The sequence below is a fragment of the Amycolatopsis heterodermiae genome (assembly GCF_034929455.1).
Lineage (GTDB): Bacteria > Actinomycetota > Actinomycetes > Mycobacteriales > Pseudonocardiaceae > Amycolatopsis > Amycolatopsis heterodermiae.
In genome coordinates this window covers 381,921-397,198 of record NZ_JAYFSI010000008.1, presented here as the reverse complement: position 1 = coordinate 397,198, position 15,278 = coordinate 381,921, and the positions used below count along the sequence as shown (strand labels likewise).

The window sequence follows — 15,278 nt, the reverse complement described above, 5'->3', positions numbered from 1 at the left end:
CTGAGGACAAGCTGCGGGACTATCTCAAGCGGGTGACCACCGATCTCCGGCAGGTCCGGCGGGAGCTGCGCGAGGAGCGGGAGCGCGACGCCGAACCGATCGCCATCGTCGGGATGAGCTGCCGCTACCCCGGCGGCGTTCGCTCGCCCGAGGACCTGTGGGAGCTGGTCGACGAGGGCCGGGACGCGGTGGGCGGATTCCCCGAGCGTCGCGGCTGGGACCTGGGCGAGCTCTACCACCCGGACCCCGACCACGCGGGCACGTTCTACGCCCGCGAAGGCGGTTTCCTGCACGACGCCGACGAGTTCGACGCCGAGTTCTTCGGCATCTCGCCCCGCGAGGCGCTGGCGATGGACCCGCAGCAGCGCCTGCTGCTCGAGGTCTCGTGGGAGGCGCTGGAACGCGCGGGCATTCCGCCGGAGTCGGTGCGCGGCACCCGCGCCGGGGTGTTCGCCGGCGTGATGTACCACGACTACGGCTCCCGGCTGCCGCACGCGCCCGCCGACGTCGAGGCCTACCTCGGCAACGGCAGCGCGGGCAGCGTCGCGTCCGGCCGGGTCGCCTTCACCCTCGGCCTCGAAGGGCCCGCGGTCAGCGTCGACACGGCGTGCTCGTCTTCGCTGGTCGCGCTGCACCTGGCCGGCCAGGCTCTGCGGTCCGGCGAGTGCACGCTCGCCCTCGCCGGCGGGGTCGCCGTGATGTCGACGACCGCGACGTTCATCGAATTCTCCCGCCAGCGCGGGCTGTCCGCCGACGGCCGTTGCAAGCCGTTCGCCGCCGCCGCGGACGGCACCGGCTGGGCCGAGGGTGCCGGCATGCTCGTGCTGGAAAGGCTTTCCGACGCGCAGCGCAACGGGCACCGGGTCCTCGCCGTCGTCCGCGGCAGCGCGGTCAACTCCGACGGCGCGTCCAACGGCCTGACCGCACCGAGCGGCCCCGCGCAGCAGCGGGTGATCCGGCAGGCGCTGGCCAACGCGCGGCTCACGCCGTCCGAAGTGGACGCCGTTGAAGCGCACGGCACCGGGACGACCCTGGGCGACCCGATCGAGGCGCAGGCCCTGATCGCCACCTACGGCCGTGAGCGCGAGACGCCGCTGTGGCTCGGGTCCCTGAAGTCCAACATCGGGCACAGCCAGGCTGCCGCCGGTGTCGGCGGTGTCATCAAGATGGTCATGGCGATGCGCCACGGCGCGCTGCCGCGGACCCTGCACGTCGACGCGCCGACACCGCACGTCGACTGGTCCACCGGGGCCGTCGAGCTGCTCACCGAAGCCCGGCCGTGGCCCGAGGCCGACCGGCCGCGCCGCGCGGCGGTGTCGTCGTTCGGGGTCAGTGGCACGAACGCGCACGCGGTGCTGGAGCAGGCGCCTTCCGTCGAGACTCTCGCTTCTGGTGCTTCCGGTGTCGTTCCGGTCGTGTTGTCGGCCCGGTCGGCGGAAGCGCTTACCGAGCAGGCCGCCCGGCTCGCCGAGCGGCTGGCCGACCCGGACGTCGAACTGCCCGATTTTGCCTGGTCGCTGGCGACGACCCGCGCGGCGCTGCCGGAGCGGGTCGCGTTCGCGGCTGCCTCTCGTGAAGAGGCCGTCGACGTCCTGGCCGGGCTGGGACGCGGCGACGTTGTCCCGGCCGCGGTGCGCGGTTCGGCCCGTGGCGGAGCGAAGTCCGTGTTCGTCTTCCCGGGCCAGGGCTCCCAGTGGGCCGGCATGGCCGTCGGGCTGCTCGATGAGTCGCCGGTGTTCGCGGCCCGGATGGCGTCGTGTGAAGCCGCTCTGTCGTCCTTTGTGGACTGGTCGCTGACGGACGTCCTGCGGGGTGTCGAGGGTGCGCCCGGGTTCGACCGGGTCGACGTCGTGCAGCCGGTGCTGTGGGCGGTGATGGTCTCCCTGGCGACGCTGTGGCGGTCGTACGGCGTGGAGCCGTCGGCCGTGGTCGGCCACTCGCAGGGTGAGATTGCGGCCGCGGTCGTCGCCGGTGCGCTGTCCCTCGAGGACGGTGCCCGCGTGGTCGCCCTCCGCAGCAAGGCGATCCTGGCGCTCGCCGGACGTGGTGGCATGGTCTCGATCCCGCTGCCGCACGCCGAGGTCACCGAGCTGATCAACGACCGGATCTCGGTCGCGGCGGTCAACGGGCCGCGCTCGACCGTCGTCTCCGGGGACGCGGACGCCCTCGACGAGCTGATGGACTGCTGCGCGGAACGCGAGATCCGCGCCAAGCGCGTCCCGGTGGACTACGCGTCGCACTCGGCGCACGTCGAGTCCCTGGAAGCCGAACTCCTCGACGTGCTCGGCCCGATCCAGCCGCGCACGTCCGAAATCCCCTTCTACTCCACGGTGACTGGCGAGCCGATCGACACCACGATCGTCGGCGCCCGCTACTGGTACGACAACCTCCGCAACACGGTCCGGTTCGAGGACGCCACCCGCGCGCTGCTCGCCCGCGGCCACTCGGTGTTCGTCGAATGCAGCCCGCACCCGGTGCTGACGATCGGTCTCCAGGACACTGTGGACGATCTCGGCGTCGCGCTGGGCACCCTCCGCCGGGACGAAGGTGGCCTCCGCCGATTCCTGACCGCGCTGGCCGACGCCCACGTCCGCGGCATCTCGCCGGAGTGGGCGAAGGTGTTCGGCGGCGGCCAGGTGGTCGACCTGCCGACCTACGCCTTCAAGCGTGACCGGTACTGGCTGGACGCCCCCGCGCCGACCGCGGGTGGCTCGGACGGTGGGTTCTGGGACGCCGTCGACCGCGCGGACCTCGACCTCGGCCTGCCGGAGGACACCCTCCGCGACGTGCTGCCCGCGCTCGCCGCGTGGCGCCGCCGTCACCTGGACTCGTCCACTGTGGATGGCTGGCGCTGCCGCGTCACCTGGGAACCGGTCGACGTCGAGCGCACGAAGCTGTCCGGCGTCTGGCTGGTGCTGGGGGAGGACGACCTCGGCGTCGCCGACGCGTTGACCGCGCACGGCGCCGACGTCCGCCGCGAGCCGACCGACGAACCGCTGGCCGGGATCGTCTCCCTGGTCGGTGACGGCCGGGAAGCGCTCACCGCCACGACGAAGCTGCTGCAGGCTGATCTTGAAGCTCCCGTGTGGACGATCACGTCCGGCGCGGTCACCGCGGGCCGCGGCGACCGCGTCCGGCACCCCGACCAGGCCCTGGCCTGGGGCTTCGGCCGGGTTGCGGCGCTGGAGCAGCCGGACCGCTGGGGTGGTCTGCTCGACCTGCCGGAGACCCTCGACGAGCGGGCCGCGGCCCGGCTCGCCGCGGCGCTGGCCGGAACCGGCGAGGACCAGCTCGCCGTGCGCGACTCCGGCGTGTTCGCTCGCCGGCTCGTGCGGGCCAAGGCGCGTCCGGCCGCCGAGGGCTGGCAGCCGCGGGGAACGGTGCTGGTCACCGGCGGTACCGGCGCGCTCGGCGGCCAGGTCGCCGAGTGGCTGGCCGCGAACGGTGCCGAGCACCTCGTGCTCACCAGCCGCAGCGGCGCGTCCGCCCCGGGCGCCGAAGAACTGCGCGAGAGGCTGACCGCGCTCGGCGTCGAGGTGACGATCGCCGCGTGCGACGTCGCCGACCGCGACGCCCTCGCCGCGCTGCTCGACGGCCTGGACCTCACCGCGGTGGTGCACACCGCCGGCGTCCTGGACGACGGCGTCATCGCGTCCCTGACCGACGGCCGTTTCGACGACGTCCTGCGCCCCAAGCTCGACGCGGCCCTCGCGCTGCACGAGCTGACCGGCGACCTCGACGCGTTTGTCCTGTTCTCCTCCTTCGCCGGCACGGTCGGCAACGCGGGCCAAGCCAACTACGCCGCTGCGAACGCGTTCCTGGAGGCCCTGGCCGAGCAGCGCGCGGCCGACGGGCTCCCGGCCACCGCGATCGGCTGGGGCCACTGGGCGGGCGGCGGCCTGGCCGACGACACCCTGCGCGGCGACCGCCTCCGCCGCGACGGCCTCGTTGCGATGGACCCCGCGCTCGCCGTCACCGGCATCACGCGGGCGATCGAGCAGGGTGACACCGTCTCGGTGGTCGCGGACGTGGACTGGGAGCGGTTCGTCCCGGCGTTCACCGCGTCCCGGCCGAGCCCTCTGCTCGGCGGCTTCACACCATCCAACACAGATGCCCCGGCGCCCGCTGGGTTCGCCGGGCAGCTGGCCGCGCTGACCGGCGCCGACCGCGAGCGCTTCCTGCTCGACCTGGTGCGGGGGCACGTCGCGGGCGTGCTCGGGCACGGTTCGCCGAATGCGATCGAACCGCGCCGCGCGTTCCGCGAGCTGGGTTTCGACTCGCTGACGTCGGTCGAGCTGCGCAACCGGCTCAGCGCCGCGACCGGGCTGAAGCTGCCCGCGACGGTGGCGTTCGACCACCCGACTCCGGCCGAACTGGCCGCGATGCTGGGCGGCGAGGCGGGGGAGAGCACCGTCGCGCCGGTGGTCAAGGCCGTGGCCGACGACCCGATCGCCGTCGTCGCGATGACCTGTCGTTATCCCGGCGGGGTCGGCAGTCCCGAGGACCTGTGGGAACTGCTGGCCGCGGGGCGGGACGCGATGGCGCCGTTCCCGGCCAACCGCGGCTGGGACCTGGACGCGCTCTACGACCCGGACCCCGACCACAAGGGCACCTGCTACGCCCGCGAAGGCGGATTCCTTTACGACGCTGACAAGTTCGACGCCGGTTTCTTCGGCATCTCGCCGCGTGAAGCGCTGGCGATGGACCCGCAGCAGCGGCTGCTGCTGGAGACGTCGTGGGAGCTGTTCGAACGCGCCGGGATCGACCCGGATTCGTTGCGGGGCAGCGAAACCGGCGTGTTCGTCGGGACCAACGGCCAGGACTACGCACCCGGCCTGCACGAATCGCCGGAGGGCGTCGAGGGGTACCTGCTGACCGGCAACGCGGCCTCGGTCGTCTGCGGCCGCGTCGCCTACACCTTCGGGTTGGAGGGCCCCGCGGTCACGGTGGACACCGCCTGCTCGGCGTCGCTGGTCGCGCTGCACCTCGCGACCCGGGCCCTGCGCAACGGCGAGTGCTCGCTGGCCCTGGCCGGCGGCGCGACGGTGATGTCCAAGCCGGGCGCGTTCGTCGAGTTCTCCCGCCAGCGCGGCCTGTCCGCCGACGGCCGCTGCAAGGCGTTCGCCGCGGGTGCCGACGGCACCGGCTGGGGTGAGGGTGTCGGCCTGATCCTGCTGGAACGGCTGTCGGACGCGCAGCGCAACGGCCACCGCGTCCTCGCGCTCTTGCGTGGCAGCGCGGTGAACTCCGACGGCGCGTCGAACGGCCTGACCGCCCCGAACGGCCCGTCCCAGCAGCGTGTGATCCGCCAAGCACTGGCCGACGCCGGCCTGACACCGTCCGATGTGGACGCCGTCGAGGCGCACGGCACCGGCACCTCGCTGGGCGACCCGATCGAAGCGCAGGCGCTGATCGCGACGTACGGCCGAGACCGCGCGGACGCGCCGCTCTGGCTCGGCTCGGTGAAGTCCAACCTCGGCCACACGCAGTCCGCGGCCGGAGTCGCCGGCGTCATCAAGATGATTCTGGCGATGCACCACGGCGTACTGCCGAAGACCCTGCACGTCGACGAGCCGACCCCCGAGGTCGACTGGAGCGACGGCACGGTCGCGCTCCTCACCGAGGCAACGCCATGGCCCGACACCGGACGCCCGCGCCGCGCGGGTGTGTCGTCGTTCGGCATCGGCGGCACCAACGCCCACGTCGTCCTGGAAGCGCCCCCGACCCTCGACGTACCCGGCGAGTCCCTTTCGGACGGCCCGGTCGTGCTGTCCGCCCGATCGGCACCGGCCTTACGGGCGCTGGCGGCTCGCGTCGCCGCGCAGGTCACCGCATCGCCGGACCTTTCACCGGCTCAGCTGGGGTACGCGCTGAGCACCACCCGCGCCGCACACCGGCACCGCGCCGCACTGGTCCCGGCCGACCGAACCGAACTGCTGGCCGGCCTGACCGCCCTAGCCGAGGGCGCGGCTTCGGTGCCCACCGGCGAAGCTTCGGAGAGCCGCCGCATCGCGTTCCTGTTCACCGGCCAGGGCAGCCAGCGTCCAGGCATGGGCCGTGAGCTGTACCGCGAGTTCCCTGTGTTCGCCGACGCGCTCGACAAGGTTTGCGCCCACCTCGACGCCCACCTGGACCGCCCACTGAAGGAGGTCATGTTCGCCGAGGCCGGCACCCTGCTCGACGAAACCGCTTACACCCAAGCGGCTCTGTTCGCCCTGGAAGTGGCCCAGTTCCGCCTGCTCGAACACTGGGGCATCACCCCGCAGCAGCTGCTCGGCCACTCGATCGGCGAGCTGGCCGCGGCGCACGTCGCGGGCGTCCTGTCGCTCGCCGACGCCGCGGCTCTGGTCGCCGCGCGCGGACGTCTCATGCAGGCGCTGCCGGAAGGCGGTGCGATGGTCGCGATCCAGGCCACCGAAGCCGAAGTCACGCCACACCTGTCTGACCGTGTGACCATCGCCGCGCTCAACGGTCCGAACTCGACCGTCATCTCCGGCGACGAGGCAGTCGTAAAAGCCGTGGCAGAGCACTTCGCGGACCGCAAGACCAAGCGACTCACGGTGAGCCACGCCTTCCACTCGCCCCTCATGGACCCGATGCTGGCGGAGTTCCGCGGCATAGCTGAGTCTCTGACATACGGTCAGACGGTCATACCGATCGTCTCCAACGTCACCGGCGAACCGATCGCCGAGTTCAACGCGGACTACTGGGTCCGGCACGTCAGGGAAGCCGTCCGGTTCCTCGACGGCGTCCGCACCCTGGAAGCCTCCGGCATCGACACGTTCGTCGAGCTGGGCCCGGAAGGCGTGCTCACCGGCATGGCCCAGGACTGCGTCACGACGCCCGCGGTGTTCGTCGCCGCGCAACGCCGTGACCGCGAAGAACCCGTCGCGCTCCGGACCGCCCTGGCGACGCTGTTCATCGCTGGAACAGAGCCGGACTGGGCCGCCGTCTTCGGCGGCAAACGCCCGCTGCTCGACCTGCCCACGTACCCATTCCAGGGGGAACGGTTCTGGCTCGAAACCACCGCACCCCGCGCCGCCAAGACGTCCACAGTGGACACCTGGCGCTACGGCGTCACCTGGCAGCCAGTGCAAGAGCCGGTACCCGGCGACCTCGGCGCGTGGCTGGTGGTCGTCCCGCCGGGGGAGACGGACGATCCGGCGATCGACGCGCTCGCCAAGGCCGGCTCGGTCACCGTCCTCGAAACCGACGACACCGACCGCGAGACCCTGACCATCCGCTTGGCCTCCCTCGACGACGTCGACGGCGTGCTCGCCCTCGGCGGCCTCGGCCCGCAGGTGACCACCACGCTGCTGCAGTCCCTCGGCGACGCGGGCATCGACGCACCGCTGTGGGTCGCCACTCGCGGCGCCGTCGCCACCCACCCCGCCGACCGGCCGTCGCGGCTCGACCAGGCCATGCTGTGGGGCCTCGGCCGCACCGCCGCCCTTGAGCACCCGCGCCGCTGGGGCGGCCTGATCGACCTGCCGGAGCACGTCGACGCGCAGCGGCTCGCGGCGGTGTTGACCGGGAGCACCGGCGAAGACCAGCTCGCCCTCCGCGCGAACGGCCTGTTCGCCCGCCGCCTCACCCCGGCCCGCCCGGGACGCGGCGACGTCGACTGGGCCGGCGCCGGTCCGGTGCTGGTCACCGGCGGCACCGGCGCGCTCGGCTCGGCCGTCGCCCGGTACCTCGCCGGGCAGGGGGTCGAACGCCTCCTGCTGATCAGCCGCCGCGGCCCCGCCGCTCCTGGCGCGGCCGCCCTCGAAACCGAGCTGACCGGCCTCGGCGCCGACGTCACCATCGCTGCGTGCGACGCCGGGAACCGCGCCCAGCTGGCCGCGTTCCTCGCCGACCACCCCGTCGGCGCGGTGGTCCACACCGCCGGCGTGCTCGACGACGGGGTGCTCGACGCGCTGACCGCCGACCGCTTCACCGACGTCGTGGCGGCGAAGGCGACCGCGGCCGCGAACCTGCACGAGCTGACCGGCGACCTGAGCGCGTTCGTGCTGTTCAGCGCGTTCGCCGGGACGGTCGGCAACGCCGGTCAGGCGTCCTACGCCGCGGCGAACGCCTACCTCGACGCGCTCGCCGAACAGCGCCGCGCGGACGGCCTGCCCGCCACCTCGATCGCTTGGGGCGCTTGGGGCGGCGAGGGCATGGCCGCCGGTGCGGTCGGCGACCGGCTCGGCCGCGCCGGGTTCACCGCCATGGACCCGCGGGTCGCCGTCACCGCGCTCGGTGTCGCCGAACCGTCCGCGCTCGTCGCCGTCGCGGACATCGACTGGCCGGTGTTCGCGCCCGGGTTCACCGCGTCGCGGCCCAGCCCGCTGCTGGCCGACCTCGCGCCACAACCGGAAGTGTCCACGGTGGACGAACGCGGGTTCGCCGAACGGCTCGCCGCCGTGCCGGACGCCGAACGCACCCGGCTGCTGGAGGACCTCGTCCGCGAGACCGCCGGCCTCGTGCTCGGGCACACCGGCGCGATCGAACCCGCCCGGCCCTTCAAGGAACTCGGCTTCACCTCACTGTCCGCCGTGGAGCTGCGCAACCGGCTGGACGCGGCGACCGGGCTGTCCCTGCCCGCGACGCTCGTGTTCGACCACCCGACCCCGCGGGCCCTGGCCGCGCACCTGCGGGCCGAGCTGATGCCCGCGCAGGGCCCCGGCCCGGTGTCCCTTTTGGACGAACTGGACCGGCTCGAGGCGGCGCTCGCCGCCCTCGGCCCGGACGAGCTGGCGGACCTGGCCCCCGACGACGAGACCCGCACCCGGATCGGCACCCGGCTGAAGGACCTGGGCACGGCCTGGCACCAGGCCGCGGACGTCCCCGCCGCCCTCGGCGACGAGCTGGACGACGCGACCGACGACGAGATCTTCGCGCTGATCGACAAGAAGTTCGGCACCTCGTGACCGAGGCGGCCCGGCGTACCCACGAACTGCGACAGGACTGAACATGGCGAACGAGCAGAAGCTGCGCGAATACCTCAAGCGGGTCACCCGTGACCTGCAAGAGGCGCAGGACCGCTTGCGGCTGGCCGACGAGAAGGCCAGGGAACCGATCGCGATCGTCGGGATGAGCTGCCGGTTCCCGGGCGGCGTCCGCAGCCCCGAGGACCTGTGGGAGCTGCTGGACACCGGCGGTGACGCGATCGGCGGCTTCCCGGCCGACCGCGGCTGGGACCTGCCCGGGCTGTACCACCCGGACCCCGACCACGCGGGCACCTGCTACGTCCGCGAGGGCGGGTTCATCTCCGGCGCGGACCGCTTCGACGCCGGGTTCTTCGGGGTGTCGCCGCGGGAAGCCGTGGCGATGGACCCGCAGCAACGGCTGCTGCTCGAGCTTTCGTGGGAGGCGTTCGAGCGCGCCGGGGTGGATCCGGACAGCGTGCGCGGCAGCCGGGCCGGGGTCTTCGTGGGCACCAACGGCCAGGACTACCAGGGCGTCGTCGACAGCGTCGCCGACGAGATCGAGGGTTATCTCGCCACCGGCAACTCGGCCGCGGTCGTCTCCGGCCGGCTCGCCTACAGCTTCGGGCTCGAGGGCCCGGCGATGACGATCGACACCGCGTGCTCGGCGTCGCTGGTGGCGCTGCACCTCGCGGTCCAGGCGCTGCGCACCGGTGAGTGCTCGCTGGCGCTGGCCGGTGGTGTCACGGTGATGTCGACGCCGCGGGCGTTCGTCGAATTCTCGCGCCAGCGCGGGCTTTCCCCGGACGGCCGCTGCAAGGCGTTCGCCGAGGGCGCCGACGGCACGGGCTGGGGCGAGGGTGTCGGCATGCTGCTCGTCGAGCGGCTCTCGGACGCCCAGCGGCTCGGCCACCCCGTGCTCGCCGTCATCCGCGGCAGCGCGATCAACCAGGACGGTGCGTCCAACGGCCTGACTGCGCCGAACGGCCCGTCGCAGCAGCGCGTGATCCGCCAGGCGCTGGGCAACGCGAAGCTGCGTCCGTCCGATGTGGACACCGTCGAGGCGCACGGCACCGGCACCGTGCTCGGTGACCCGATCGAGGCGCAGGCCCTGCTGGCCACCTACGGCCAGGACCGGCCGGGCGACCCGCTGTGGCTCGGCTCGGTGAAGTCGAACATCGGGCACACCCAGGCCGCCGCCGGCGTGGCCGGCGTGATCAAGATGGTCAAGGCCCTCGAACACGGCGTGCTCCCGCAGACGCTGCACGTCGACCAGCCGTCGTCCCACGTGGACTGGACCTCGGGCGCGGTGTCGCTGCTCACCGAGCGGACTCCCTGGCCGGAGACCGGGCGAGCCCGCCGCGGCGCGGTCTCCGCGTTCGGCGTCAGCGGCACGAACGCCCACATCATCCTGGAGCAGGCGCCGGAGACCGAGCCGGTGTCCGCCGAGCCGGGCCTGGTCGGCGGCGCTGTGCCGCTGGTGCTGTCCGGCCGCACCCCCGCCGCGCTGGCCGAGCAGGCCGCACAGCTGCGCACCTACCTGACCCGCTACCCGGATGCCGATCTGACGTCGGTGGGCCGAGCGCTCGCCGTGTCGCGGGCCGCGCTGGAACACCGGTCCGCGTTCCTGGCGGCCGACCACCAGGAAGCGCTTACCGCCCTCGACGCGCTCGCCCGCGGCGAGCTGGGCACCGGCACCGCGCGCGGTGACGTCAAGTCCGTCTTCGTCTTCCCCGGCCAGGGCTCGCAGTGGGTCGGCATGGCCGTCGAGCTGATCGACGCGTCGCCGGTGTTCGCCGCGCGGATCGAGGAGTGCGCGGCGGCCCTGTCGTCCCATGTGGACTGGTCGCTGCTCGACGTCCTCCGGGGTGTCGAGGGCGCGCCGGGATTCGACCGGGTGGACGTCGTCCAGCCGGTGCTCTGGGCGGTCATGGTTTCGTTGGCCGCGCTGTGGCGTGCGCATGGTGTCGAGCCGTCGGCCGTCGTCGGTCACTCGCAGGGGGAGATCGCGGCCGCGGTCGTCTCGGGCGGACTGTCGCTTGAGGACGGTGCGCTGGTCGTCGCGTTGCGCAGCAAGGCGATCCTCGCCCTGGCCGGGCGCGGCGGGATGGTGTCGGTGCCGCTCGGGCACGACGCCGTCGTCGAGCTGGTCGCGGCCTGGGACGGGCGCCTGTCGGTCGCCGCGGTCAACGGCCCGCGCTCCACGGTCGTCTCCGGCGACGCCGACGCGGTGGACGAACTGGTCGCGCACTGCACCGAGCGGGACGTCCGGGCCAAGAAGATCCCGGTCGACTACGCCTCACACTCCGCGCACGTCGAATCCCTCGAAGCCGAGCTGCTCGACCTGCTCGCACCGATCCGGCCGCGCCAGGCCGACGTGCCGTTCTACTCGACGGTGACCGGCGAGCCGATCGACACCACCGGCCTGGACGCGCGGTACTGGTACGAGAACCTCCGCAACACCGTCCGCTTCGAGCCGGTCACCCGGGAGCTCATCGCCCGTGGCCACTCGGTGTTCGTCGAGTGCAGCCCGCACCCGGTGCTCACCGTCGGCGTCCAGGACACCGTGGACGACCTCGGCGCGGACGCGGCGGCCGTCGGCACGTTGCGCCGCAACGAAGGCGGCGCCGACCAGTTCCTCGGCGCCCTGGCGCAGGCACACGTGCACGGCGCGACCCCCGACTGGGCGCACACGTTCGGCGTGGTGCCGGTGCCGGAGCACGACCTGCCGACCTACCCGTTCCAGCGTGAGCGGTTCTGGCTGGAGGAGGACCCGGACGCCGTCGCGCCGGTCACCGTCTCCGAACCCGAGGCCCGGTTCTGGTCCGCGGTGGACTCCGGCGACGTCGACGCGCTCGCGCGGACCCTCGCCGTGGACGACGGCGCCGTCGGGGCGCTTCTGCCCGCACTGTCGTCCTGGCGGCGCCAGGAGCAGGAACGGTCCGAACTGGACTCGTGGCGCTACCGCGTCACCTGGAAACCGTTGCCGGAGAGCAGAACGACGCCGAACGGGATCTGGATCGCCGTCGTTCCGACCGCCGGTGAAACCCCGGCGCTCGAAGGCGTGACGGTGGTGCCGGTGGTCGTCGACGCCGCCACGATCGACCGCGCCACGCTGGCCGACCTGCTGCGCGACGCCTGCCCGGACGCCGTGCCGTCCGGTGTCGTCTCGTTCCTCGCGGCCGACGACCGGCCGCACCCCGAGTACCCCGCCGTGCCCGCGTTCGTGGCCGGCACGCTGACCCTCGTCCAGGCCCTCGGCGACGCCGGGATCGACGCTCCACTGTGGATCACCACGAGCAGCGCGGTCTCGGTCGACCCGGCGGACGCCCTGACGAATCCGCACCAGGCCCTGCTGTGGGGCCTCGGCCGGGTCGTCGCCCAGGAGCACCCCCAGCGCTGGGGCGGCCTCGCCGACCTGGCCGGGGCCACCGACCTGCGCGGCCTGGCCGGAGTGCTCGCCGCGAGTGACGGTGAAGACCAGGTCGCGCTGCGCGCGTCCGGGGTGTTCGCACGCCGGCTCGTCCGCGACCCGAGCCACGCCCGGCCGCCGGCCACCCGGCAGTGGCGTCCCGAGGGAACGGTGCTGGTCACCGGCGGGACCGGCGCGCTCGGCGGGCACGTCGCCCGCTGGCTCGCCGGGGCCGGTGCCGAGCACATCCTGCTGACCAGCCGCCGGGGCCTCGACGCCCCGGGCGCGCCGGAGCTGGAAGCCGAACTCGTCGCGCTCGGCGCTCGCGTCACCACCGCGGCCTGCGACGTCGCCGACCGCGACGCGCTGGCCGCCCTGATCGGGTCCGTGCCCGATCTCAGTGCGGTGGTGCACACCGCGGCCGTGCTCGACGACAACATCCTGGACGAGCTGACCGTCGAGCAGTACGAGCGCACCCTGCGCGTCAAGGTCACCGCCGCGGTCAACCTCGACGAGCTGACCCGCGAGCTCGACCTGTCCGCGTTCGTCCTGTTCTCGTCGTTCGCCGGCACGTTCGGCCTGGCCGGGCAGGGCAACTACGCACCGGGAAACGCTTTCCTCGACGCGCTCGCCGAACAGCGGCGCGCGCTCGGCCTGCCCGCGACGTCGCTCGCCTGGGGCCACTGGTCCGGCGGCGGCATGGCCGAGGGCGTCGTCGAAGAGGTCCTGCGCCGCCGCGGCAGCGCCGACATGGCACCAGACGTCGCGATCGGCGCCGTCCAGCAGGCACTCGACCACGACGACACGTTCCTGGCGATCGCGAACATCGACTGGGACAAGTTCGTGCCCGCGTTCAGCGCCGGCCGCGCCCGGCCGCTGATCAGCGAAATCCCGGAGGCGGCCGCGATCCTGGCCGCGAAGCCGGCCGCCGCGGCCGAGGCCCCGACCGGGCTGGCCGCGCGCATCGCCGGACTGTCCGAAAAGGACCAGCAGGCGGCCGTGCTCGAGGTCGTGCTCGGCCAGGCGGCCGGGGTGCTCGGGCACGCGTCCGCCGACACGATCGACGCCGGGCTGGCCTTCCGCGACCTCGGGTTCGACTCGCTGACCGCGGTCGACTTCCGCAACCGGATGACCGCGGCCACCGGGCTGAAGCTGCCCGCCACGCTGGTGTTCGACTACCCGACGGCCGACGTCCTGGCCCGCCACATCCGCGGCGAGCTGGCTGGTGCCGCGCCCGCGCAGGCGGCCGCGGTGGCCGTGGCCGCCGCGACCGACGAGCCGATCGCCATCGTGGCGATGAGCTGCCGGTTCCCCGGGGGTGTCCGCAACCCCGACGACCTGTGGAACCTGGTCTCCGGCGGCGGCGACGCCATCGGGCCGTTCCCGGCCGACCGCGGCTGGGATCTGGCCGCCCTGTACAACGCCGACCCCGACGCGGCCGGTACCAGCTACGTCCGCGAGGGCGGTTTCCTCGACGGCGCCGCCGACTTCGACCCCGCGTTCTTCGGGATCAGCCCGCGCGAGGCGATGGCGATGGACCCGCAGCAGCGGCTGCTGCTGGAGACGTCCTGGGAGGCGGTCGAGCGCGCCGGCATCGACCCCGCGACGCTGCGGGGCAGCCGGTCGGGCGTGTTCGTCGGCCTGACCTACCACGACTACGGCACCCGGCTGCACGCGTCCGACGAGGACGTCGAGGGCTACTTCGGCACCGGCAACACCGCGAGTGTCGCGTCAGGACGGATCTCCTACACGCTGGGGCTCGAAGGTCCCGCGGTCACGGTGGACACGGCCTGTTCGTCCTCTTTGGTCGCTCTGCACCTCGCCGCTCAGGCGCTGCGCAACGGCGAGTGCGAGATGGCGCTCACCGGTGGCGTCGTCGTGATGTCGACGCCGGAGATGCTGGTCGAGTTCAGCCGGCAGCGCGGCCTGGCCGCCGACGGCCGGTGCAAGGCGTTCGGCGCGGCCGCCGACGGGTTCGGTTCCGGCGAGGGTGTCGGCATGCTCGTGCTGGAGCGCCTGTCGGACGCCCGCCGCCACGGCCACCCGGTGCTCGCCGTGGTCCGCGGCAGCGCGGTCAACCAGGACGGCGCGTCCAACGGCCTCACCGCCCCCAACGGCCCCTCGCAGCAGCGGGTCATCCGCCAGGCGCTGTCCGGCGCCGGGCTCACACCGTCCGATGTGGACGCCGTCGAGGCCCACGGCACCGGAACCTCACTGGGTGACCCGATCGAGGCGCAGGCCCTGATCGCCACCTACGGCGCCGAGCGCGCGGGCGACCCGCTGTGGCTCGGCTCGATCAAGTCCAACATCGGGCACACGCAGGCCGCCGCGGGTGTCGCCGGCGTGATCAAGATGGTCCTGGCCATGCGCCACGGCCTGCTCCCGCAGACGCTGCACGCCGACGAGCCGTCGCCGCACATCGACTGGAGCGACGGCACGGTCGCGCTGCTCACCGAGGCCACGCCGTGGCCGGAGACCGGACGGCCGCGCCGCGCGGGCGTCTCGTCCTTCGGTATCAGCGGGACGAACGCGCACGTCATCCTCGAACAGCCCGACGAACCGGAGACCGCAGAGGACATCGCGGCGCCGTCGATCGTGCCGCTCACCCTCTCGGCCAAGACCGAGGACGCGTTGTACGCGCTGGCCGGGCGCCTGCACACCCACCTGGCCGACCACCCGGACGTCGCGCCGGCGGACGTCGCCGCGTCGCTGACCACGCGGGCGCGGTTCGAGCACCGCGGGGTCGTCGCCGGCGCCGACCGGGACGAACTCCTGGACGGCCTAGCCGCGCTGGCCGCCGGGTCCGGTGTCTCCGGCACCGCCGCGACCGGCGGATCGGCGTTCCTGTTCAGCGGACAGGGCAGCCAGCGCGCCGGGATGGGGCGTGAGCTGTACGACGCGTTCGGCGTGTTCGCCGACGCCCTGGACGAGGTCTGCGCCGGGTTCGAGGCGCA

Annotated in this window: 2 protein-coding genes (1 of these 2 only partly in view); both read left to right on the top strand. The window is 73.6% G+C overall.

All coding sequences use genetic code 11. The annotated features are described in order from the left end of the window. Nucleotides 1–32: 32 nt before the first annotated feature. Nucleotides 33–8,915: a type I polyketide synthase gene (locus VA596_RS31700; RefSeq protein ID WP_458364024.1), complete on the top strand. Its 8,883-nt coding sequence runs from the start codon at nucleotides 33–35 to the stop codon at nucleotides 8,913–8,915. A gap of 43 nt (nucleotides 8,916–8,958) precedes the next feature. After that, nucleotides 8,959–15,278 carry the 5' end (the start) of a type I polyketide synthase gene (locus VA596_RS31695; protein ID WP_323331875.1) on the top strand. It continues 41,134 nt past the right edge of the window, so only the first 6,320 of its 47,454 coding nucleotides appear in the window; the start codon lies at nucleotides 8,959–8,961; its stop codon lies beyond the right edge, outside the window.